The organism is Aquibacillus koreensis (assembly GCF_025154055.1).
Taxonomy (GTDB): Bacteria; Bacillota; Bacilli; order Bacillales; family Amphibacillaceae; genus Aquibacillus_C; species Aquibacillus_C koreensis.
The window spans coordinates 71,836-93,082 of sequence record NZ_JAOALK010000056.1 but is presented as its reverse complement, the minus strand read 5'-3'; the positions used below and the strand labels follow the sequence as shown (position 1 = coordinate 93,082).

24 protein-coding genes are annotated in these 21,247 nt (G+C 35.7%); 19 read left to right on the top strand and 5 right to left on the bottom strand.

The features are described 5' to 3' along the window. Nucleotides 1–4: 4 nt before the first annotated feature. Nucleotides 5–253, bottom strand: a complete 249-nt coding sequence (locus NYQ66_RS16870) for a ferredoxin (RefSeq protein ID WP_259871152.1) — start codon at nucleotides 251–253, stop codon at nucleotides 5–7. Nucleotides 254–393: 140 nt separating this feature from the next. On the opposite strand from NYQ66_RS16870, the gene NYQ66_RS16865 reads away from it, so the two are divergent. The 3 genes from NYQ66_RS16865 to NYQ66_RS16855 all read left to right on the top strand — a co-directional run bounded on the left by NYQ66_RS16865 (nucleotide 394) and on the right by NYQ66_RS16855 (nucleotide 3,771). Further along, nucleotides 394–1,452 carry a helix-turn-helix domain-containing protein gene (locus tag NYQ66_RS16865; RefSeq protein ID WP_259871150.1) on the top strand — a complete coding sequence of 353 codons (1,059 nt, stop codon included), beginning with the start codon at nucleotides 394–396 and terminating at the stop codon, nucleotides 1,450–1,452. 1 nt (nucleotide 1,453) lies between these two features. Next, nucleotides 1,454–3,001, top strand: coding sequence for a RecQ family ATP-dependent DNA helicase (locus NYQ66_RS16860; RefSeq protein WP_259871148.1), 1,548 nt, complete (start codon nucleotides 1,454–1,456; stop codon nucleotides 2,999–3,001). 164 nt (nucleotides 3,002–3,165) lie between these two features. Then, the gene (locus tag NYQ66_RS16855) at nucleotides 3,166–3,771 is read left to right on the top strand and encodes a LysM peptidoglycan-binding domain-containing protein (RefSeq protein ID WP_259871146.1); all 606 of its coding nucleotides are present in this window, start codon (nucleotides 3,166–3,168) and stop codon (nucleotides 3,769–3,771) included. A 17-nt stretch (nucleotides 3,772–3,788) separates the two neighbouring features. Here the strand turns inward: NYQ66_RS16855 and NYQ66_RS16850 are convergent, their stop codons facing one another. From NYQ66_RS16850 to NYQ66_RS16840, 3 genes are read right to left on the bottom strand one after another with little or no spacing between them, the layout of a single operon-like run. Next, nucleotides 3,789–4,358: a manganese catalase family protein gene (locus NYQ66_RS16850; protein WP_259871143.1), complete on the bottom strand. Its 570-nt coding sequence runs from the start codon at nucleotides 4,356–4,358 to the stop codon at nucleotides 3,789–3,791. Between the two features lie 15 nt (nucleotides 4,359–4,373). After that, nucleotides 4,374–4,643 carry a spore coat protein CotJB gene (locus NYQ66_RS16845; RefSeq protein WP_259871140.1) on the bottom strand — a complete coding sequence of 90 codons (270 nt, stop codon included), beginning with the start codon at nucleotides 4,641–4,643 and terminating at the stop codon, nucleotides 4,374–4,376. Further along, a complete protein-coding gene (locus NYQ66_RS16840) occupies nucleotides 4,640–4,867 on the bottom strand; it encodes a spore coat associated protein CotJA (RefSeq protein ID WP_259871139.1) in 228 nt (75 codons plus the stop codon). The genes NYQ66_RS16845 and NYQ66_RS16840 overlap by 4 nt, the downstream gene beginning before the upstream one ends. Before the next feature lie 177 nt (nucleotides 4,868–5,044). Here NYQ66_RS16840 and NYQ66_RS16835 point away from each other — a divergent pair, with 177 nt between their 5' ends. The 4 genes from NYQ66_RS16835 (at nucleotide 5,045) to NYQ66_RS16820 (ending at nucleotide 9,439) form a co-directional block, all read left to right on the top strand. Next, on the top strand, nucleotides 5,045–5,677 hold the full coding sequence (locus NYQ66_RS16835; protein ID WP_259871138.1) for a CBS domain-containing protein: 633 nt from the start codon (nucleotides 5,045–5,047) through the stop codon (nucleotides 5,675–5,677). Nucleotides 5,678–6,127: 450 nt separating this feature from the next. After that, entirely contained in the window at nucleotides 6,128–6,706 is a 579-nt protein-coding gene (locus NYQ66_RS16830; RefSeq protein WP_259871136.1) for a genetic competence negative regulator, read from the top strand. Nucleotides 6,707–6,983: 277 nt separating this feature from the next. Beyond that, nucleotides 6,984–8,264: a Glu/Leu/Phe/Val family dehydrogenase gene (locus NYQ66_RS16825; protein WP_259871134.1), complete on the top strand. Its 1,281-nt coding sequence runs from the start codon at nucleotides 6,984–6,986 to the stop codon at nucleotides 8,262–8,264. A gap of 200 nt (nucleotides 8,265–8,464) precedes the next feature. Next, complete coding sequence (locus tag NYQ66_RS16820; protein WP_259871133.1) at nucleotides 8,465–9,439, top strand: YpdA family putative bacillithiol disulfide reductase; 975 nt, start codon at nucleotides 8,465–8,467, stop codon at nucleotides 9,437–9,439. A 55-nt stretch (nucleotides 9,440–9,494) separates the two neighbouring features. Here the strand turns inward: NYQ66_RS16820 and NYQ66_RS16815 are convergent, their stop codons facing one another. Then, entirely contained in the window at nucleotides 9,495–10,466 is a 972-nt protein-coding gene (locus tag NYQ66_RS16815; protein ID WP_259871132.1) for an asparaginase, read from the bottom strand. 85 nt (nucleotides 10,467–10,551) lie between these two features. Here NYQ66_RS16815 and prsW point away from each other — a divergent pair, with 85 nt between their 5' ends. From prsW to der, 12 genes are all read left to right on the top strand, one after another. Further along, nucleotides 10,552–11,247, top strand: coding sequence for a glutamic-type intramembrane protease PrsW (gene prsW / locus NYQ66_RS16810; protein WP_259871131.1), 696 nt, complete (start codon nucleotides 10,552–10,554; stop codon nucleotides 11,245–11,247). 251 nt (nucleotides 11,248–11,498) lie between these two features. Further along, a complete protein-coding gene (gene sleB, locus NYQ66_RS16805) occupies nucleotides 11,499–12,389 on the top strand; it encodes a spore cortex-lytic enzyme (protein ID WP_259871130.1) in 891 nt (296 codons plus the stop codon). Nucleotides 12,390–12,404: 15 nt separating this feature from the next. After that, nucleotides 12,405–13,736 carry a germination protein YpeB gene (gene ypeB, locus NYQ66_RS16800; protein WP_259871129.1) on the top strand — a complete coding sequence of 444 codons (1,332 nt, stop codon included), beginning with the start codon at nucleotides 12,405–12,407 and terminating at the stop codon, nucleotides 13,734–13,736. A gap of 145 nt (nucleotides 13,737–13,881) precedes the next feature. Beyond that, complete coding sequence (locus NYQ66_RS16795; protein WP_259871125.1) at nucleotides 13,882–14,541, top strand: flagellar brake protein; 660 nt, start codon at nucleotides 13,882–13,884, stop codon at nucleotides 14,539–14,541. 55 nt (nucleotides 14,542–14,596) lie between these two features. Next, nucleotides 14,597–14,791 (top strand): DUF5359 family protein, encoded by a 195-nt coding sequence (locus NYQ66_RS21585; protein ID WP_407652109.1) that lies wholly within the window; start codon nucleotides 14,597–14,599, stop codon nucleotides 14,789–14,791. 49 nt (nucleotides 14,792–14,840) lie between these two features. Then, nucleotides 14,841–15,527 (top strand): (d)CMP kinase, encoded by a 687-nt coding sequence (gene cmk / locus NYQ66_RS16790; protein ID WP_259871123.1) that lies wholly within the window; start codon nucleotides 14,841–14,843, stop codon nucleotides 15,525–15,527. Further along, nucleotides 15,524–16,105, top strand: a complete 582-nt coding sequence (locus NYQ66_RS16785; RefSeq protein ID WP_259871120.1) for a lysophospholipid acyltransferase family protein — start codon at nucleotides 15,524–15,526, stop codon at nucleotides 16,103–16,105. Before cmk ends, NYQ66_RS16785 begins: the two co-directional genes overlap by 4 nt. 97 nt (nucleotides 16,106–16,202) lie before the next feature. Beyond that, on the top strand, nucleotides 16,203–17,342 hold the full coding sequence (gene rpsA / locus NYQ66_RS16780) for a 30S ribosomal protein S1 (protein WP_259871118.1): 1,140 nt from the start codon (nucleotides 16,203–16,205) through the stop codon (nucleotides 17,340–17,342). 693 nt (nucleotides 17,343–18,035) lie between these two features. Continuing rightward, nucleotides 18,036–18,641 (top strand): YphA family membrane protein, encoded by a 606-nt coding sequence (locus tag NYQ66_RS16775; protein WP_259871117.1) that lies wholly within the window; start codon nucleotides 18,036–18,038, stop codon nucleotides 18,639–18,641. After that, nucleotides 18,634–19,527 (top strand): YIEGIA family protein, encoded by an 894-nt coding sequence (locus NYQ66_RS16770; RefSeq protein WP_259871115.1) that lies wholly within the window; start codon nucleotides 18,634–18,636, stop codon nucleotides 19,525–19,527. Before NYQ66_RS16775 ends, NYQ66_RS16770 begins: the two co-directional genes overlap by 8 nt. Beyond that, the gene (locus tag NYQ66_RS16765) at nucleotides 19,527–19,712 is read left to right on the top strand and encodes a capping complex subunit for YIEGIA (protein WP_259871112.1); all 186 of its coding nucleotides are present in this window, start codon (nucleotides 19,527–19,529) and stop codon (nucleotides 19,710–19,712) included. Before NYQ66_RS16770 ends, NYQ66_RS16765 begins: the two co-directional genes overlap by 1 nt. A gap of 205 nt (nucleotides 19,713–19,917) precedes the next feature. Next, nucleotides 19,918–21,228: a ribosome biogenesis GTPase Der gene (gene der, locus NYQ66_RS16760; RefSeq protein ID WP_259871109.1), complete on the top strand. Its 1,311-nt coding sequence runs from the start codon at nucleotides 19,918–19,920 to the stop codon at nucleotides 21,226–21,228. The last annotated feature ends 19 nt before the right edge of the window (nucleotides 21,229–21,247 follow it).

Genomic DNA, 21,247 nt, shown 5'->3' with positions numbered 1-21,247 from the left:
GTTATTAGTCAAACTTTGTCGGTTCACCGTGAAAACTTTGATTTGATACCTTTACGGAACCTGTTGGGCATCCCTCAAATGCATCTAACATATCTTCTTCTAAAATAGAGGGTATTTTAGTTGTTCCTTCGTTATTGTCTAGTAATACATACGCTATTCCCTCATCGTCATAATCATATATATCAGGTGCAGAGGCACCACAAGCGCCGCAAGCAATACATGTTTCTTTGTCTATGATGGTGTATTTTGCCATAGTTACCCTCCTCAAAAGGGATTAAAATATTGTTTCAATAAATAAATGATACATACCTATTTTAAGGTTGGGGATTTAACTTTTCAATTGTAAAGTCTGGAAAGATAAGTTACGACACAAATTGGAAGAGGGGATAGATCGTGTTTTCACTAATTATACTTGATTGTTTAATGAAGCTGAGAAAAGAACGAACGATTTCAGCAATCTATCATTTATTAACTGGTAAAAGGTCATCCCAAACCTTGCAAGACGCACATATGTATCAACTAACGGGTTATTTTGGTTTAATAAAATCATTGCAAAGAAAAGAATTTAATAAATGTATGGAAAGAATGGTCAAAAATGGGTTGATTTCTATTGACAATGATGGTGTTGGTTTCCCTACCAAAAAGGGAGAAGACTACTTAATTACGAATAATCAGAGCAATATTCTTGAAGAATTTAAAGGGATGGAATATGAAAAATTCGCAGAATTATTTTCACTTAGACTACTTCTTTTAATTCAAACAATAACGAATAAGAAGGCGGAAAGTACAGGATTCATTGCTTTAACCGATGATAAACAAGCGCAACTTTGGGTGAAACAGCTTTACAGAAAGTATCGGCATGAGTTAGATCAATTAGTCACAGGTATCTATCATGATTTACATGCATTTTTGAGTAAGCTCACAGATCAACAAGCTAGTTTATTTGTAGAAAGGCTTACTGGATACGAAAAGATTGGTCTTAGTAAGTTGCAATTAGCTAATAAGTATAAAATGAATATATTAGATATAGAGGTGTGGTTAGTCTACATTTATCATAAAATATTAACGGAATCGATCCATGAAAAGGACAAGTATCCTTATTTAACACTAGCGTTAGAGGGCATCATGGATCAGACCTTTGTTACAAACTCAGCTACAGTAACATATAATATGTTGCAGAATGGATTCACAATAGATGCTATTGCAAGAAGTAGAAGGCTAAAGCTAAATACAATTGAAGATCATATAGTAGAAATAGCATACATGGATCCTTATTTTACTATTGGTAATTTTGTAGGGGAAGCAGAACAAAAAGAGATGTTAAAAGCAATCGAATTGCTTCAAACGAATCGTTTAAAATTAATAAAAACAAAATTAAACGATAAATTTAGCTATTTTCAGATTAGACTCGTTTTAGCAAAACATCGCCTAGAAGACAAAGGGAGTATGTAGTGTGAACAAAACACTTGAATATTACTTAGAAAAATATACGGGACACAACGAATTTAGGACAGGCCAAAAGGAAATTATTACAGATGTATTGGAAGGGAAAAGTTGTTTAGGAATCCTACCAACAGGCTCTGGTAAATCTTTATGCTACCAATTACCCGCAAGAGTCCTTAACGGTCTAGTAGTTGTAGTCTCACCGTTGATTTCATTAATGATTGACCAAGTGAAGCAACTAAAAGCAGAAGGATTTCGGGAGGCAGTTGCACTGAATAGTTTTTTAGATTATACAGAAAAACAACAAGTGTATCATAACCTAGATCAATATAAACTAGTATATGTTTCACCGGAAATGCTTCAAAACCCTTACTTTTTGCAACGTTTACGTAAACAATCTATTTCATTATTTGTGGTTGATGAAGCGCATTGTATATCACAATGGGGGCATGAGTTTAGACCAGATTATTTAAAGCTAGATACTGTTATTCAAGATATAGGTAATCCACCTGTTTTAGCTTTAAGTGCAACAGCAACACCTGATGTGCAAAAAGATATCATTAAGCAACTAAATTGTGAACAGATGGTTAAACATATCCATCCAATGGATAGGGATAACATAGCTTTTGTTGTGAAGACTGTCGAAAGTGATAAATACAAACTCGATTATATAGCTGCATTACTACATTCATACCAAGTTCCAACGATGATCTATTTCTCAAGTAGAAAATGGACAGAACAGGCTGCAGAAATTTTGCGTACCCATGTACCTAACCTTCGAATTGCTTTCTATCATGGTGGGATGGAGCAAACCGATCGCATCCTAATTCAACAGCAGTTTATGAATGACCAGTTGGATGTTATTTGTTGTACAAGTGCTTTTGGGATGGGGATTAATAAAAAGAATGTGCGACTAGTTGTCCATTATCATTTGCCTACACAAGTGGAATCGTTTATTCAAGAGGTTGGTAGAGCGGGAAGAGATGGGGAAGCAAGTGTGAACCTTTTACTTTCAAATGAAAATGATCAATTGCTTCCAAAGCAATTGATTGAGACAGAGTTGCCTACCCATGGTCAAATAACAATGCTTATGGACTACCTTAGGCATCTTGTTGAGTCAAAAGAACTAACCATAGATGAATCCCTCGTCTCCACGCAGTTTCAATTCAATGAAACACAATGGAGATTTTTAAAGTATCAACTTGAGGTTCATGGTATGATAAAAGAAGATCGTCTGGTCCAGATTTCTTCTAGTGATCGTAAAGCAATTGTCAATGATATTCATCTGTTAGTGGATAAGCGCAAAAAATTGAAACTAGCTAAATTAACTGACTTAATTAACTGGATACATGATAAAGGTTGCAGAAGAGAAAGGTTGTTTCTTCCGTTTCAAGAGCAAGTGCGACCAGCAAAATTTCAATGCTGTGATCACTGCGGATTTTCTTTTGAAGAATGGAATCCAACGATAACGAACAAAAGAATAACATCTGATAATTGGGAAGATATGTTACAGTCTTTATTTTTCCAAGGTGAGCATCATGAGAAACAGACAAGCTGAACTAGTGAAACAAACGACTTAAAGTGCGAGTGTAACCTTCTCAACTTCTATTACTTACCCAATCTTTATTGCTTCGTTTATTTGTGTTCCGTTCGTATCAGAATGGTTGAACGATTACTGTTTGGTAGCATTAATACGATATACACATAAAGGGGAGAAACAAGTTGGTAGACAATAGATTTAGAGACCAGGCATCTGAATTACGTCATAAGATGGATGAGATTAACAACGCAGACCATCTCAAAATAGAGCAAGAGGGATTAAATACCAATCGTGAAGATTTAAATGTCCTAAATCTCCCTCCAAGAAGTCAGGTACATGCAAATAAAAAAACAAAAACCAAGTGGAAGTTAAGTTTTCCTTTAGTAAGACTTCTGGTAGTTTTATTTATTCTAATCGTTGGACTAATGTTAACTTTTAATTTTTGGGGGAAGGAATTTTTAACTACTAATGTGATCCATCCGAAAAACAATTCAAACAGTGCTGGTGAATTGGTGACAATTATATCTGGAAAAAATGCGGAACAAAAAGATTTACAAGAAGAAAGCGGGAAACAACAATTAATATCAACGACTCCATTGGAACCAGAAGATGCTGAAGCGTATGAAGTCAAAGTTGGAGATACGTTGGAGTCTATATCAATCGAATTTTACGGTAATAAGGAGAGTAAGTCGATCATTATAGAAAAGAACAGACTAATCAATGAAGAATTAGAAGTAGGGCAAGTTCTTGTGTTACCAAACAAAGAAGAAAAAGAGGGGGTAGAGTAGATCTACCTCCACTAAAATTAAAAAAATATCTTTTTGTCCCTTTCTTCAATAAGGATTTGCGCTGCTTCTCTAAACCTTTGTGAATGAACAATTTCTCTTTCTCTTAAGAATTTTAAGCTATCGTTTAGTTCTGGATCATCGGATACGTTAATAATCCATTGGTAAGTTGCTCTAGCTTTTTCTTCAGCAGCAATGTCTTCATATATATCTGCAATAGGATCCCCTTTTGCTTGGATATATTCTGCAGTCCATGGATTACCAGCAGAATTATGGTAAAATAATGCACTATCATGGTTTACATAGTGGGGTGCTAAACCCGCTTGTTCTAATTGTTCAGGTGTAGCATCTTTCGTGAGTTTATAGATCATTGTAGCGATCATTTCTAGGTGTGCGAATTCTTCTGTGCCAATATCATTCAGTAAACCAACAACCTTACCAGGAATGGTATATCGTTGATTTAGATAACGTAGGGCAGCTGATAGTTCCCCATCCGCCCCACCATATTGCTCTATCAGATATTTCGCCAATCTAGGGTTGCACTCTCTTACTTTAACTGGATATTGAAGTTTCTTTTCGTAGTACCACAAATTTAATCCCTCCTATTACACTTGCCAAGGCCATGGTGTATCGTCCCAATTCCAAGGGTAACTAGAATAACTTCTACCAAAATGCATGAGCGGGCCAAATTTCTTCTCAAATTCTTTCTTTAACTTTTTGCTTTCGTACGTAAAATGGTTATACTGTTGAATGGCATCATAATCTTTTGGATGCGTATCTAAATAAAGATTGAGTTCTACTAAGACGAAATCAATCGCTTGAATTTGTTCTAAGAGCTCATAATATTCAGGTGGCATAGTCTTGGTATGACTCATGATTCATCACCCCTCAAAGAATATTTCTTATAATTATCATATAGTGCCGGCCAAAGTGTACCCTTATACAATGCCTCTTTGGCAGTATTGTATTGTGGGAGGTTAGGGGGTTGAAATCCAAGGTATAGGTTAGGTGGAGTAGAATAACTTTTTTTAATAATTGGCTTACAAGGATCTAAAGGACTGATGTAAGGATAATAATATTTTGTATAAGTGTGCTCCAAGTATAGACCTCCTTTCCATATGTTACGTCAATTGATTGTATGATTATCGTGCTTGTCTCATTCCAACTAAAGAAATGGGCATTAATATAAAAGGATGTTGTATTAGCAGGAAAACAAAAAGAAGTGTAGAATTTTAACTATATTAAACTTTTGCTATGATAGGAGACGTGAAACAACATGTTTGTAAGAAGCACAATGAAACCAGGTTATCAATGTCATGTAGCATCACCAACTGATACACTTAAAGCCATCCTTAGTAAAATGGATACAGAAGATATTCAGGCGATGCCAGTGGTGGAGAATAGCTATTTTAAGGGAATGATCTCTAAGCAAAAGGTCTTTCAAGCGTACTTTTATAATCAGAAGGAACAGGATGAATTCCTACTGAACACAAAAGTGGAAGAAATAATTTCTAATGAGAACCTGTTTATTGGTGAGGATGAAGTCTTTGAAAAAACATTTACAAGTTTTGTTGATTATCCTATATTAGCTGTTGTAGATGATCGAAGGAAATTTTTGGGAATCGTGGCAAGAACTGATGTTTTAGAGCAATTTGAAAGTGCTTTTGGAATGAAGAAAAAAGGATTGCGGATTGCATTCACATCCGAAGAGTCATCCGGAAGATTTTCTAGATTGGCAGATATTCTAGGTCATTTTCATGCAAACATTATTTCTATAGCTACGTTTGATGAGACAGACAAGTTGGCTAGAAGAATTGTGTTGAAAATAGATCAAGGTGTGAATGTGGATAAGCTAAAAAGGAAATTAGAGAAGTCAGGCTTTAGGGTGCTAGATATAAAAGAAGTATAATTTCATAAGACATCTGTAAAGATTAATTTATGGGTGTCTTTTTACCTTTGTCTTACATACTTTTTTTCTATTCATAATATATCTATTATTAGGTAGCTATTCTCACTATCGTTTATAGGTGTTCTCTTTAAAGTATTAATGAGATTCTTTTAGAAATAAATCTGTAAAAAAGTCATATAATAAATCATTAAGTTTTGCTCTTATGTGGAATGCACCCATACTGAATGTAGTCAGTTCCATTTCTGATCAAGAAACATATAATGTTAGAAAACTTGTTTATCTTGATTATTGGGTAGGGACAATCGCATCGTTCCAAATTAATAATGCTCCAATGAAACGTTTCATCCTTATAAAGGACAGCTTTACGCCTTTTCTTTTCTATCTTTCACTTATTAATGTTATTCATTTGATAGAAAGGGTTGTATCAGGCATCTAGAAGGAGGTAGTTACATGAGGTTAGAAAGACTTTCATTAAATCAATTCAAGATTTTTTTGACGTTTGATGATTTAATTGAGCGTGGTTTAACAAAAGATGATCTATGGCATGATTTGCCAAGAGTTCATGCATTATTTCATGACATGATGTACGAGGCTAGTGATGAGTTAGGCATTGAATTAGAAGGCATGTTACTCGTACAAGTTCATCTATTACAAGCGCAGGGAATGTTTGTAATTGTTACGCAAAGTGGAAATCATCATTTAGAATATGATGATTATGTTGAAATGAAAGTAACATTAGATGAAAGTCGAGAACTAATCTTCTACTTTCAAGACTTTGAACATATCATCCAAGTATGTAGCCATCTAAATGAAATTGGAATGAATGGTGGAACCGTTTATCATATGGACGGTAGGTATTATATGCGACTTCATGACTATGATGTGCAAGGTTATAACAGAGAACATATTATAGCTATTCTGTCTGAGTTTTCCAATCCAAGTATTGTAACCTCCTATCGATTAGATGAGTATGGCAAAAAGATCTTTAACAATGAGGCTATTGAAGAAGTGAATAGACTATTTAAATAATTAGTAAAAAGTTGATTATTGGTTGACTCGAGATGAGTCAGCCTTTATTAACGTTAAATATTGAAATAAAATAAGGTTAATTAGGAGCATATAAATGTACACATGATTAAACTAAATATATTGCATAATCATATGTAACGTGTATACTATTGTGTGAAAATATATGATTCAACATAAACATATGTGACACTAACCAATAAATAATCTTAATGATAATCTTAAATGATACATACTTAATTAGGATATCGAAAGTTTTACTATACTAGGAGGTAGGTTCATGGTAGCCGATAAAGCATCTGATTCTCCAAATGAAAAAAATGATAAGTTGGACGTACTAAAGTCGACACAAACAGTCGTTCAACACGCACTGGATAGATTGGGTTACCCTGAAGAAGTGTTTGAATTATTAAAAGAGCCCATACGTATGATGACTGTGAGAATTCCAGTTAGAATGGATGATGATTCTATAAAGATATTTACAGGGTATCGAGCGCAACATAACGATGCCGTAGGTCCAACGAAAGGTGGTGTCCGTTTTCATCCGAATGTTAGTGAAAAGGAAGTAAAAGCATTATCGATCTGGATGAGTTTAAAGGCAGGTATTATGGATTTACCATATGGTGGTGGTAAAGGTGGAATCGTTTGTGATCCTAGAGAGATGTCTTTCCGAGAACTGGAAGGTTTGAGTAGAGGCTATGTACGTGCGATAAGCCAAATTGTTGGTCCAACAAAGGATATTCCAGCACCAGATGTATTTACAAATCCACAGATAATGGCTTGGATGATGGATGAATATAGTAGAATAGATGAATTTAATAACCCTGGGTTTATAACTGGAAAACCTATTGTTCTAGGTGGATCACATGGACGGGAGTCTGCAACGGCAAAAGGCGTAACCATTTGTATTGATGAGGCTGTCAAGAAAAAGGGGATCCAAGTAAAAGGGGCACGAGTAGTTATCCAAGGTTTTGGGAATGCTGGTAGCTTTTTAGCAAAATTCCTACACGATGCGGGTGCAAAAGTAGTTGGTATATCGGATGCATACGGTGGTCTATATGATCCCGAAGGACTAGATATCGATTATTTGTTAGATAGAAGGGATAGCTTTGGAACAGTTACAAAACTATTTAATGATAGAATTTCGAATGATGAGTTATTAGAATTAGAGTGTGACATTCTTGTACCTGCAGCAGTTGAGAATCAAATAACCGAAGAAAATGCACACAAAATAAATGCTTCCATAATTATTGAAGCAGCTAATGGTCCGACTACACTTGAAGCCACGAAAATATTGTCTGATAGAGGCATACTACTAGTTCCAGATGTGCTTGCATCTGCAGGTGGTGTAACTGTGTCGTACTTTGAATGGGTACAAAACAATCAGGGTTACTATTGGTCTGAAGAGGAAATTGAAGAAAAATTGCATAAAGTAATGGTAAAAGCTTTTAACTCTGTTTACAACACTGCTCAAATTCGAAAAGTTGATATGCGATTAGCTGCATATATGGTAGGGGTTCGAAAAATGGCCGAGGCAGCACGTTTCCGTGGCTGGGTATAAAAATGTATGAAGCACTTGTTACTTTAACATGGTAATAAGTGTTTTTTATTCGTTATGTTAAGCTATTACTTGGGAAGAAATCACAATTTGGTTTTCAGCTTAAGTTTGAAAGTAGATAAGGTAAATAATTGGATTATCTGCCTTCCCTTTATTATAGTATTACATATGATGTTTAGATGTTGTTGTTAGGAGGTAAGGTCGTGAAGAAAGAACATACCATTATAGTTGGTGCGGGTCCTTGTGGGCTATCGACCGCTATTGAATTGAAAAAGAGAGGAATAAATCCGCTTATTATTGAAAAAGGGAACGTCGTCAACTCTATATATAATTACCCAACGCATCAGACTTTTTTTAGTTCAAGTGAGCGGCTTGAGATAGGCGAGGTGCCTTTTATTACAGAGAAAAAGAAACCTGTTAGAAACCAGGCGCTGGCCTACTACAGAACAGTAGCTGAACGAAAACAACTTCGGATTAATAGCTTTGAACGCGTTTTATCTGTGAAAAAAGAAGAACGTAACTTTACAATAGAAACTATTAATAAAGAAGGAGTATCTTTGGAGTATAAAGCTACTAATGTTGTCATTGCTACCGGTTACTATGATCAACCAAACTATATGGGAATAAAAGGAGAAGAGCTTGAGAAAGTAAGTCATTACTTTAAAGAAGCACACCCTTTTTTTGACAAGGATGTAGTAATCATTGGTGGGAAAAACTCTGCTGTTGATGCCGCTCTAGAGTTGCACAAAGTAGGTGCTCGAATTACTGTGTTGTATAGAGGAGCAAATTATTCATCGAGTGTTAAGCCCTGGATTCTTCCTGAGTTTGAAGCTTTAGCGCGAAAAGAACTAATTAATATGGAGTTTAATGCTAATGTAACTAAAATAACGGATACAGAAGTATTTTATGAAGTGAGTGGGACAGAGAAACGAATCAAAAACGATTTCGTCTTTGCGATGACCGGTTACCAACCAGACCAACAGTTTTTGACTGAAGTGGGTATTGATATTGATATAGAGACAGGCAGACCTGTTTTTGATGAAAGTACAATGGAGACGAATATAGAGGGTATTTTTATTGCAGGCGTTATCGCTGCCGGCTATAATAACAATGAGATTTTCATTGAGAATGGCAGGTTTCATGGGGAGATAATTGCTGAAAAAATAATGAATAAATAAAAGAACCTTGTTACCTGTGTTGGTAACAAGGTTCTTTTTTTACTGGCTATAATCATTAATCATCAAAAAATTCACTTATTTCAGTAATATCCGAAGTTATCTCTAAAGCAAAAAGCAGTTTCAAACGTGCTTTTTGCCCTGTTAATCCGCTTGCGAAAATCACGCCCATTTCTTTTAAGTGCATGCCTCCACCTTCATATCCATACGTTGGTTGCACAATACCTTTGAAACACCTCGACACAAGGATAACAGGTTTGTTCGCTTTTAAAAAATTTTTTAGCGCTGGGATCGTTTCTTTAGGAACATTTCCTTGTCCTAAGCCCTCAATAACTAATCCATCTATACCGGACTTTAAAAAAGCCTCAATCAGACTATCGTCCATGCCAGCATATGCTTTAACCATTGCCACCTTTTTTGAGAGTGTTGAAATTGGATAAGACTCGACCTTAGGGAATTTTTGGTAAAAGTACACGGATTGTTTTGTAAGCATTCCAATTGGACCGAATTGTGGACTCTGGAATGTGGCCACGTTACTTGTGGATGTCTTTGTAACATATTTAGCTGTATGAATCTCATCGTTCATTACAACCAGTACACCTTTATCAAATGCCTGTTCACTAGTGGCAACTCGTATAGCACTGATCATATTGTAAGGCCCATCAGATCCAAGTTCATTACTAGAACGCATAGCTCCTGTAACAACAACCGGTTTTTTAGTATCCAAATACAAGTCTAAAAAATAGGCTGTTTCTTCTAAGGTGTCTGTTCCATGGGTAATGATAGCACCATCATAATCATCCTGTGCAAGGTAATTATTTATTTCTTTGGCTATCTTCAACATATGATCTGGTGTTATATGTGGAGAAGGAAGATTAAATAAAATTTGTTCCTCAACAGTTGCAATCTCATTAATCATATGCGTCATATGTGTCAATGGATTACTAGTCGATGTCGATACTGTTCCTGTTGATTTGTCTTCTTTCATGGCAATTGTTCCACCAGTATGGATTACTACAATTCTTTTCATTTAAACACCAACTTTAATTCAAGTATTTTCTTTATCTACACTTCATGATACGATGAAAGTAATTTTAATGAAAGAGGGTGTCGCAATGTTTGCCATCCTGTCCGCAGGAATTGCACCGACACTTGCATTAATGTCATTTTTTTATTTGAAAGATAAGTTTAATTCAGAACCTATTACCGCAGTTATAAAGACTTTTTTTTATGGAGCCTTATTAGTGTTTCCTATTATGTTTATCCAATATGCTTTTATGGAAGAAGGCGTTGGACAGACAGCCTTAATACGATCATTTATCCTGACGGGTTTATTAGAAGAGTTTTTTAAGTGGTTTATATTTTTATATACTGTGTACAAGTACACTGAATTTGATTCTTTCTACGATGGGATTACGTATGGTGTCTCTATAAGTCTTGGATTTGCAGCAGTTGAAAATATATTATATTTATTTGCCCATGGGATTGAATATGCTTTTAGTAGGGCGCTATTCCCAGTTTCCTCTCATGCGCTTTTTGGAGTAATTATGGGTTATTATTTAGGGAAAGCAAGATTTAATGAATCCAAGTCCAAACGTACGTTGTTTTTGGCGTTAGTCATCCCTGTTGTTTTACATGGAACCTATGATTTTATTCTAGAAGCTTATACAAGCAACTGGATGTATATCTTGATCCCATTCATGATTTTATTATGGGCTTTAGGACTTCGGAAAGTGAAAAAAGCAAATCAATACCGTTCTAATGATGTAGTTGTCTACTTAGACACAAAAAAGCAAAGTGAAATTCAATAAATTTGTACAAATATTAAACCATTACCTTTCTAAAGGTAATGGTTTTTTCATAGCCTCATTAGCTAACTGCTTTACGCGCAACAAATCCTTTATCGTTCGTCCTTAAAGATTCCAACTACAATTGTTATACCTATTGAATTAGGATACTTTTTTTACATTGAAATTACTAGGAATGTATAAAAATGAAAATGAGTCAAAAAATAGTAGCAGATACATCAATGATTAATCATAGCTTTAGGAGGATAATGCTTATGAACATCAAGAAAACAATAATTCTCTTTATGTTGGCATTTGTCACAGTAATCGGAATTACTTCTACACAACATACAAAGCAAGTGGAAGCATTTAGCTCACAAATTATTCAACATGGTGCTGTTGGAGAAGATGTGATTGAGCTCCAGGCAAGGTTACAGTATTTAGGGTTTTATAATGGAAAAATAGATGGTGTTTTTGGTTGGGGAACTTACTGGGCACTGAGGAATTTTCAATATGAATTCGGATTGGATATTGATGGACTTGCTGGTTCTTCAACAAAACAGAAGCTAGAAAAAGCGAGTCAATATGACAAGCAATTTGTAAGAGAGCAAATAAATGCAGGGAACGATTTTACTTACTACGGAGGTACTCCGAAAGAAAATCAAGTAAAGCAACCTCAAAATCAAAACCAGACAAATCAAGCAAATCAAGGTACGAATGCAAACAATCAAAATCAAGGTACGAATGCAAATAATCAAGAACAAGCAGATCAGCCCACACAACCAACTGCTGTTAATGTGCCAAATGGGTTTTCCCAGAATGACATACAATTAATGGCTAATGCTGTATATGGTGAGGCTCGTGGTGAACCATACGAAGGACAAGTCGCCGTCGCTGCAGTTATTCTAAATCGAGTAGAAAGTCCAACTTTTCCTAATACGGTCTCTGGTGTTATTTTTGAACCGAGAGCATTTACTGCAGTTGCAGATGGACAAATATGGTTGACACCAAATGACAGGGCAAGAAAAGCAGTACTAGATGCTATTAATGGTTGGGACCCTACTGGTGAAGCTATCTATTACTTTAATCCTGATACAGCAACTTCTAGCTGGATTTGGGGTCGACCACAAATTAAACGAATCGGTAAACACGTATTCTGTATGTAGGAAGGTGGATGAAAAATGGTTAGATGGATATTAATAGCTGTATTAGCTGTTGGTGTAACTGCAACTGGCATATGGGGTTATCAAGAGCATCAAGAAAAAAATGCGATATTAGTTCAAGCTGAAAATAGTTATCAACGTTCTTTTCATGATCTAACTTACCACATGGATTTACTCCATGATAAAATTGGTACTACACTAGCAATGAATACAAAGGAACAGTTATCCCCACAATTAGTAGAAGTATGGAGATTAACGTCGGAGGCTCATTCGGATGTAGGTCAATTACCTTTAGCGTTGCTTCCCTTTAATAAAACGGAGGAGTTTTTGTCTAAGATCGGTGAATTTAGTTATAAAGTAGCGGTAAGGGACTTAGAAAATGAGCCATTATCTGATGAAGAAGTAGAAACATTACAATCATTATATGAAACTTCTGCAGACATTGAAAAAGAACTAAGAAATGTGCAACACATGGTACTCGAAGAGAATCTTCGTTGGATGGATGTTCAACTTGCCTTAGCTACAAATGATCAACAAGCGGATAACACAATTATTGATGGATTTGAGACCGTGGAAAAAACAGTTAGTAGCTATTCGGAAGGTAACTTTGGTCCAAGTCTTACCGGTACATCAAAAGAAAACCATGAATATCAATTCATAAACGGAAATGAGATTAGTGAAGAAGAAGCTAGAGAAAAAGCAAAAGAAATTTTTAGAATAAATAATGATACAGATTTAACCGTAGCAGAATCTGGAGAAGGGGCAAACGTTGCTGTTTATAGCATGTCTTATGATAATGAAGATAAACATGGGTATATGGATATCTCGCAAAAAGGTGGTCATCCCATTTCGTTAATCGTAAATCGCGAAGTTGGAGAGCAAAAAATAAGCTTATATGAAGGTATGGAGACAGCTGCTACTTATTTAGATGAGGAAGGTTTTGAAAATCTCGAAGCATTCCAGAGCAGTCAATATGATCACGTAGGCGTTTATAATTTCATTTACAAACAAGATGATGTAAGGATATATCCTGATTCTATTCAAGTGAAGGTAGCTTTAGATAATGGTGATATCTTAGGTCTTTCAACAAGAGACTATTTTAGAAATCACCAAGAAAGGGATCTAGTGGCACCAGAACTATCCCTAGATGAAGCGCGAGACAAGGTTAATCCTAACGTTGAAATACAGGAAGAACATGTATCGGTAATCGACAATAATTTGGGTGAAGAAGTTTTGACATATGAATTCTTAGGTACTCTAGGAAATGATTCCTACCGTATTTTTATTGATGCAAATACGGGTGTTGAAGTAAAAGTAGAAAAATTAGATCCAGCTGAAGCAAGATTATAAACAATAAAAGGGAAAGGTATTTTACCTTTCCCTTTTATTGTTTTTTTGAGATAATAGTCATATTGAGTGGATGTTAGGTGGTAATAGAATTTGAATAGAAAGACTAGAAAATCTAGAATCTAAAAACCGGGGAGAGGCAAGATCATTGATCAAGATAGGCATACCAATAACATTAGAGTACAGAGTGGAAGATAAAATAGAGAGATACCGATGTAAAGTTGTTGAATTAGAAGGAAGCACTTTGTATATTGATTATCCAATTAATGAAGAAACCGGAAGAACAGGAATTTTTTCAAAAGGTACTACATTTAATGTGAATTATGTTGGAACAGATAACTCTGTCTATCGTTTTGAAACGGAAGTCAAAGGAAAAAAGAATGCTAATATCCCAATGTTATTATTGCATTATCCAGAAGATAACATAGTAAGAATACAAAGAAGGGAATATGTTCGTATCATGACAGCTATTGATGTTTCTGTGCACGATACAGAAGGAACAATTGCTCCCTTTACAACAATAACTTTTGATATAAGTGGTGGAGGCTTATCAATCTTACTTCCGGATGACCAACACACATTTAAACCAAATCAAATAGTAGCAGTTTGGCTTGTACTACCTACGGAATCAGGACCTTTCTCCTATGTTCATTCCTCTGCGGAAGTAATACGAGTAAACCATCGTGAACAAGGAAAAAAAAGTTTACTATCTCTAAAGTTTAAACAGATCAGGGATAAGGACCGACAAGACATTATTCGTTATTGTTTTGAAAATCAATTAAAAGAAAGAAGAAGAGGATTAACTTGAATGCTGCATAAAGCGCAACGATAACAGTTATAATAATTACCAAAAAGGTGATTTTATGCGGCGAATAGAAAGATGGATCATAACGTTAGTTCTAGTTCATGCCTTTATGTTATTAGCAACACAGATAGTTATAAGTAATACAGACGTTCCTATATATATAGATTCAATACATAAGTATATAGGGGTATTTAAAAGTCAAGACTACAATAAATCAATAGACCAACTTTTGAAAAGTGTGTTATCCTTTTGAAGTATATATTTAATTGATAGTTTTTTACAGAGAGGAAGAAAAATGCAAAATGGTAACAAAAAATATTGCTATTGCCATTGATGGACCAGCAGCTGCAGGAAAGAGCACTGTTGCAAAGAAAGTCGCAAAAAAATTAGGTTACGTATACATAGATACAGGTGCCATGTACCGATCACTAACTTACAAAGCGCTAAAAAATGAGATAGATTTAGAAAATGAAGACCAACTTAGTCAAGTCCTAAACAAGTCTACTATTCACCTTGAGCAATCGGAAGAAGAACAAAAAGTGTATTTGGATGGACAAGATGTAACGGAAGAGATAAGAACAGATGCAGTTACCAATAACGTTTCTATTGTTGCTAAACATTCAATTATTCGCAAAGAGATGGTTAAAAGACAACAGGAGCTTGCTAAACAACGTAAAGTAGTAATGGATGGTAGAGATATTGGAACACATGTTATACCAGATGCCGAGGTTAAGATCTTCTTAATTGCCTCTGTAGAGGAAAGAGCAGTGAGAAGACACAGGGAAAACCTTGAAAAGGGGTATCCATCTGAATTAGAGAAATTAAAACAAGAAATAGAGAAAAGAGATCAACTAGATTCTGAGCGTGAGGCTTCTCCTTTAATTAAAGCTACAGATGCTTTTGAAATAGATACAACATCATTATCTATTGATGATGTTGTAAACCGTATTTTGCAGGTAGTATCCAAAGTGAGGGAGACGGAGAAATGAGTCTATATAGATTTGCTAGAAGTGTTGTAGGAGCAATCTTAAAGCCACTATATAGAATAGAAATCGTTGGAAAGGAAAATGTGCCTAAAACTGGAGCCGTAATTATCTGTTCCAATCATATTTCTAATTTAGACCCACCAGTTGTTGGTATTACCTGTCCAAGAGATATTTATTTTATGGCTAAAGAAGAATTGTTCCAAAATAAAATGCTAGGCGGATTGCTTTTACGAATTAATGCATTTCCGATCAAACGTGGGATGAAGGATCGTAATGCCTTGAGACAAGGTTTAGCAGTACTACAAGAAGGAAATACATTAGGTTTATTCCCGGAAGGAACGAGAAGTAAGACTGGTGAAGTAGGGGAAGGTTTAGCAGGTGCGGGTTTTTTTGCACTTCGTTCTGAAGCAGAAATTGTTCCTTGTGCCATCATTGGTCCTTATCAGAAGTTGAAGTCTTTAAAAGTAGTGTACGGTAAGCCAATAAAGATGGATGATTTGAGAGAGAATAAAGCTTCTGCTAAAGAAGTTACGGAATTAATTATGTCAGAAATAAGAGAATTAATTGAAAAAAGCAAATAATAGAAACTATTGCTTGACAAAAGGATTCAAATGTTAGAAGTTAGAAAAAAGGACAAATTAGGAATAAGTTGGTTGGAAATCGAAGGAGGTCTCTTTTATGGATGAAATGAACAACGAACTATCAGAATTTAAAGAATTAAGAGTCGGAGATAAGGTGCAAGGAAAAGTAGTAAAAGTGGAAGAGAAACAAGTTCTTGTTGATATCGGATATAAAGTAGATGGAATCATCCCTATTAGCGAGATATCAAGCTTGCACATAGAAAAAACCTCTGATGCAGTTAGTGAAGGAGATGAGTTAACACTAAGTGTTAAGAAGGTAGAAGATGATGAAGTAATATTGTCCAAGCGTGCTATTGATGCAGATCTGGCTTGGGAAGAATTACAACAGAAATTTGAAAGTGGAGAAATTTTCGAAGCTGAAGTAAAAGATGTTGTAAAGGGTGGACTAGTTGTAGACGTAGGCTTACGTGGATTTATACCAGCATCCCTAGTGGAAACACATTACGTAGAAGATTTTGAACCATATAAAGGACAAAAACTTAGTTTGAAAGTTGTAGAAATAGAAAAAGACCAAAATCGTGTTATTCTTTCTCACCGAGCTGTTGTTGAAGCCGATGAAGCAAATAAGAAACAAGAAGTATTCCAGTCGATTCAAGAAGGACAAATTGTAGAAGGTAAAGTTCAGCGTATTACTAACTTTGGTGTGTTTGTTGATATTGGAGGTATTGATGGACTAGTTCATATCTCACAACTTTCGCATGAACATGTAGAAAAAGCATCTGATGTTGTTTCAGAAGGCGAGCAAATAAAAGTGAAGGTCTTATCTGTTGATCGTGATAATGAACGAATTTCTCTTTCATTAAAAGAGACACAACCAGGACCTTGGGAAAACATTGAAGAGCGTGTACAAGTTGGTGCTATTCTAGATGGGACTGTAAAACGACTAGTTAATTTCGGTGCATTTGTAGAAGTGTTACCGGGTGTAGAAGGTTTAGTTCATATTTCTCAAATTTCCACTGAACACATTGGTACACCACAAGAGGTATTAAGTGTTGGTCAACAAGTGCAAGTGAAAGTACTGGATGTAAACGAGCGTGAAAAACGTATTTCTTTAAGTATGAAAGAAATTGAAATGGATCAAAATCAAGAAGAACTTAAACAATACGAAAGAGAAGAAGAGCATTCAGGTTTCCAATTGGGCGATATGATTGGTGATAAACTAAATAAATACAAATAATTACGACTAATCCGAGACCTTGAAGCGATATTTTCGCCTCAAGGTCTTTTTTTGTCTAAGCTAATTTTCAACCGTATTTATTACACAGTATGCATATACTGCGCAGCAATTTCCTTACGGTATCTAAGGGATGAGTGCTAGATCGCCGCTGCGGAAAAATAATCGCTTTCCTAGGAGGAATCACGAAAAAGCCTTAACCCATGGCTTTTTCTAAGTTCAGATTCCTTTTGTGGGGAACGCTTCAGCTTCCCTCGCTCGCAAAGAGCGCTCACTGCGGGATCTTCAGACAGTTCCTTTCCCACAGGAGTCTCGTATTTTTCCTCCGCTATGAACAGTTTTCTTTTTAAATATAAGTTCTTACTCTCAATACAATTAGAATACTGCAACTAGCGTAGTCAGAATTCGGAGACTCCTGCGGGAACAGCGCGAGGCGAAGATCCACTCAGTAACGCTCTTTGCTAATGAGTTAGCTGAGGCCGTGCCCGCAAGAGGAATCTGAACTTAGAAAAATCCGGGTTCTGGGATTTTTCGTGATTCCTCCTCGGAAAGCGACGTATTCTGACGAAGCGGAGTATTAGCACTCATCTAACAAAGACCTTAAGGAAATATGGTTGGAACACTTTCTATTATTGATTGTTTGCAATGTTTAGATTGGATCATTTTTACCTATAATGCATAAAGGTAGGTGGTCAAATGGATGGTTTAATTTTTTTATGGGTAAGTTGGTTAATTTGGATAATGATTACCTTTTTTATGGGGAAGGATAACAAAAGAACACAATTAGCATGTTGGATTCTACTCATCATTATTTCTGCAGGAATTACTTTTACTGTTTCATCCATTACATTCAGTGCTACAGTAAGTGTCTTATACATTGGTGCGTTGTTCGTATTGGCTAAGAGTAAAGATTGGTTATTGCAAACGATGAAGTGTGTGTGTCTTGTTTTTGGTTACGCTGGTTTATTGTTTTGGGAACAAATCAGCCCTATATGGTTGTTTGCCCCCCGGTTATTAATAATCACGGTTCTTGGTTTTATCATATTACAGTTCTTATCAGCATCATTCTTTGAGAGATGTATGATCTGGTGTTTAGGAGTTACAACGGGTGAAATAATCCATGGTTTAATCTTAAATAGTTATGGTCTTAGAGAATCGATCGGTGACCTAGCTTTTATGGATGTACTATTCATCGAGATATCATTTTTAATCATTGCTCAGTTCCTAAAAGAGTTAAGACTGAGAATAGAAATTTTAACACAAATGATTGAAAAGCAGAAGAAGAGGTGGACACATGAATGAATATACATATCCGATCTTATTTGGTGTTATAGTTGGTACATTAGCAAGATTACTTATGCTTCGAACCGATTACAGACAATATCCAACATATCTACACGGGAAAGTTATTCATTTAGCATTAGGTTTTATTGCGGCTGGATTAGGAGCAGTTGCTGTACCTGCCATAATGGAAAAGGAATTTACAGCTATTACTTTTCTGACAATAGCTGCATCACAATTTCGTGAAGTACGTAATATGGAACGTAACACACTTGCAGAACTGGATGAATATGAATTAGTACCTAGAGGTAAAACCTATATCGAAGGGATTGCTATAGCCTTTGAAAGTAGAAATTACTTAGTGATTTTTACTTCTTTAGTTACTACAGGGTGTTACTTGGTGTGGAATATTTATGTTGCTGCAGGAGCAGTTTTAATTTGCTATCTCATAATAAGGAAATTTATGAGTGGTTCAACATTAAAGGAAATTGTGGAAATCACGTATAAAGATATTCACTTTGAGGGTGCCGGACTTTATGTGGATAATATCTATATTATGAATATAGGGTTACCTGAGAGGCAAGAAGAAATCAAAAAGTATGGCATGGGATTTATCTTAACGCCTAAAAACTTTAATGTGCGCTCTTCCATTGCTAATTTAGGTCAAAGACAGGCAATTCTCCACGATGTGTCTATATCATTAGGTGTGTTTCGAGATTCCGGAACGCCTGCATTAGTTCCACTTATCAAACGTGATTTAGATGATGGGAGAATTGGTGTATTTATTCTTCCTCAAGACAACGATGTGGAAAGGGCAAAAAGGGTTATTGGTGCTGTACCAGTATTAGAAAATGCAATTCGAATGCCGTCAGAAGCTAAGGCAAATCGAAAGGGAAGGGATCAGTAATGAACATAGAGAAAGCGGTATTATCTGTAATCACAACAAATAAAGAACAGATAGCAGGCGGTGCACCTATTTTTATTTGTGATACAAAAGAAGATATGGACAAAGTAGCTGCAAATCTTGAAGCAATATTAGATGGAATTAGTCATGCTTTAAGTGATGAAATGTATATTATAGTAAAACATTAAGATAGACAAGGCGACCTTCAGAAGAAGTCGCCTTGTTCGTGTTGTAAATGAAAATGAAAATTTTGTTGTTTAAAATTCCCTATTTTGCTAAAATATATTAGTTAAAGGTAAACATTTTATAATAATTTGGCGATGGTACACGTGAATTGTGATTTAAAAGTGTATCAAGTACCAAAAGTAAAAGAGAAGAAAGGATGTACCTTTCATGAGAAAATCAGTAGTCGCAATAGTTGGACGACCTAATGTAGGAAAATCAACTATTTTTAATCGTTTAGTTGGTGAGCGAATTTCAATCGTTGAGGATATACCTGGAGTAACACGAGATCGTATTTATTCCCAAGCAGAATGGCTTACCACGTCATTTAATCTTATTGATACCGGTGGGATTGAGCTAGGGGATGAACCACTCCTTGTGCAAATGAGAGAACAAGCTGAAGTGGCGATCCAAGAGGCTGATGTTATTATCTTCATGGTTAATGGTAGAGAAGGCATTACCGCTGCAGATGAAGAAGTTTCTAAACTCTTATATAAGTCAAATAAGCCAGTAGTATTAGGGGTGAATAAGGTTGATAACCCTGAAATGCGAGATCAGGTCTATGAATTTTATTCTTTAGGTTTTGGAGAACCATACCCAATCTCGGGAACGCATGGGCTTGGTCTTGGCGATTTATTGGACGCAGTAGTCAAGCATTTTCCTGAAATCAATCAAGAAGAACCAGATGAGGAAACGATATACTTTAGTCTAATCGGGAGACCAAACGTTGGTAAATCTTCGCTTGTAAACGCAATGTTGAACCAAGAACGCGTAATTGTGAGTAACATCGCTGGTACAACAAGAGATGCAATTGATACACCTTTTACAAAAGATGGGCAAGATTATGTCATTATTGATACAGCTGGCATGCGAAAACGTGGGAAGATATATGAGTCTACAGAAAAATACAGTATTCTTAGAGCTTTAAAAGCAATAGAAAGATCAGATGTCGTATTAACATTGATTGATGCAGAAACAGGTATCATCGAACAGGATAAAAAAATTGCTGGATATGCGCATGAAGCAGGGAAAGCTGTTGTCATTGTTGTGAACAAGTGGGACACTGTTGACTCGCATGAAAAAGCAATGAAAGAGTTTGAAGATAAGATTAGAGCACATTTTCAATTCCTTGATTATGCTCCAATTGTATTTTTATCTGCGAAAACTAGAAAACGTACGCACACTTTATTACCACAAGTATTAGAAGCGAGTGAAAATCACGCGAAAAGAGTAGAAACAAATGTATTGAATGATGTCATTATGGACGCTCTTGCTATGAACCCAACCCCTACAATTAAGGGCCAACGACTGAAAATATTGTATGCTTCTCAAGTAGCGGTGAAACCACCAACGTTTGTTGTGTTTGTTAATGATCCAGAACTGTTACACTTTTCCTATGAGCGCTTTTTAGAGAACCGAATTCGAGAAGCTTTTGGGTTTGAGGGTACGCCGATAAAAATATTTGCAAGAAGGAGAAAGTAGAAAAACAAGAGGAGGGAGT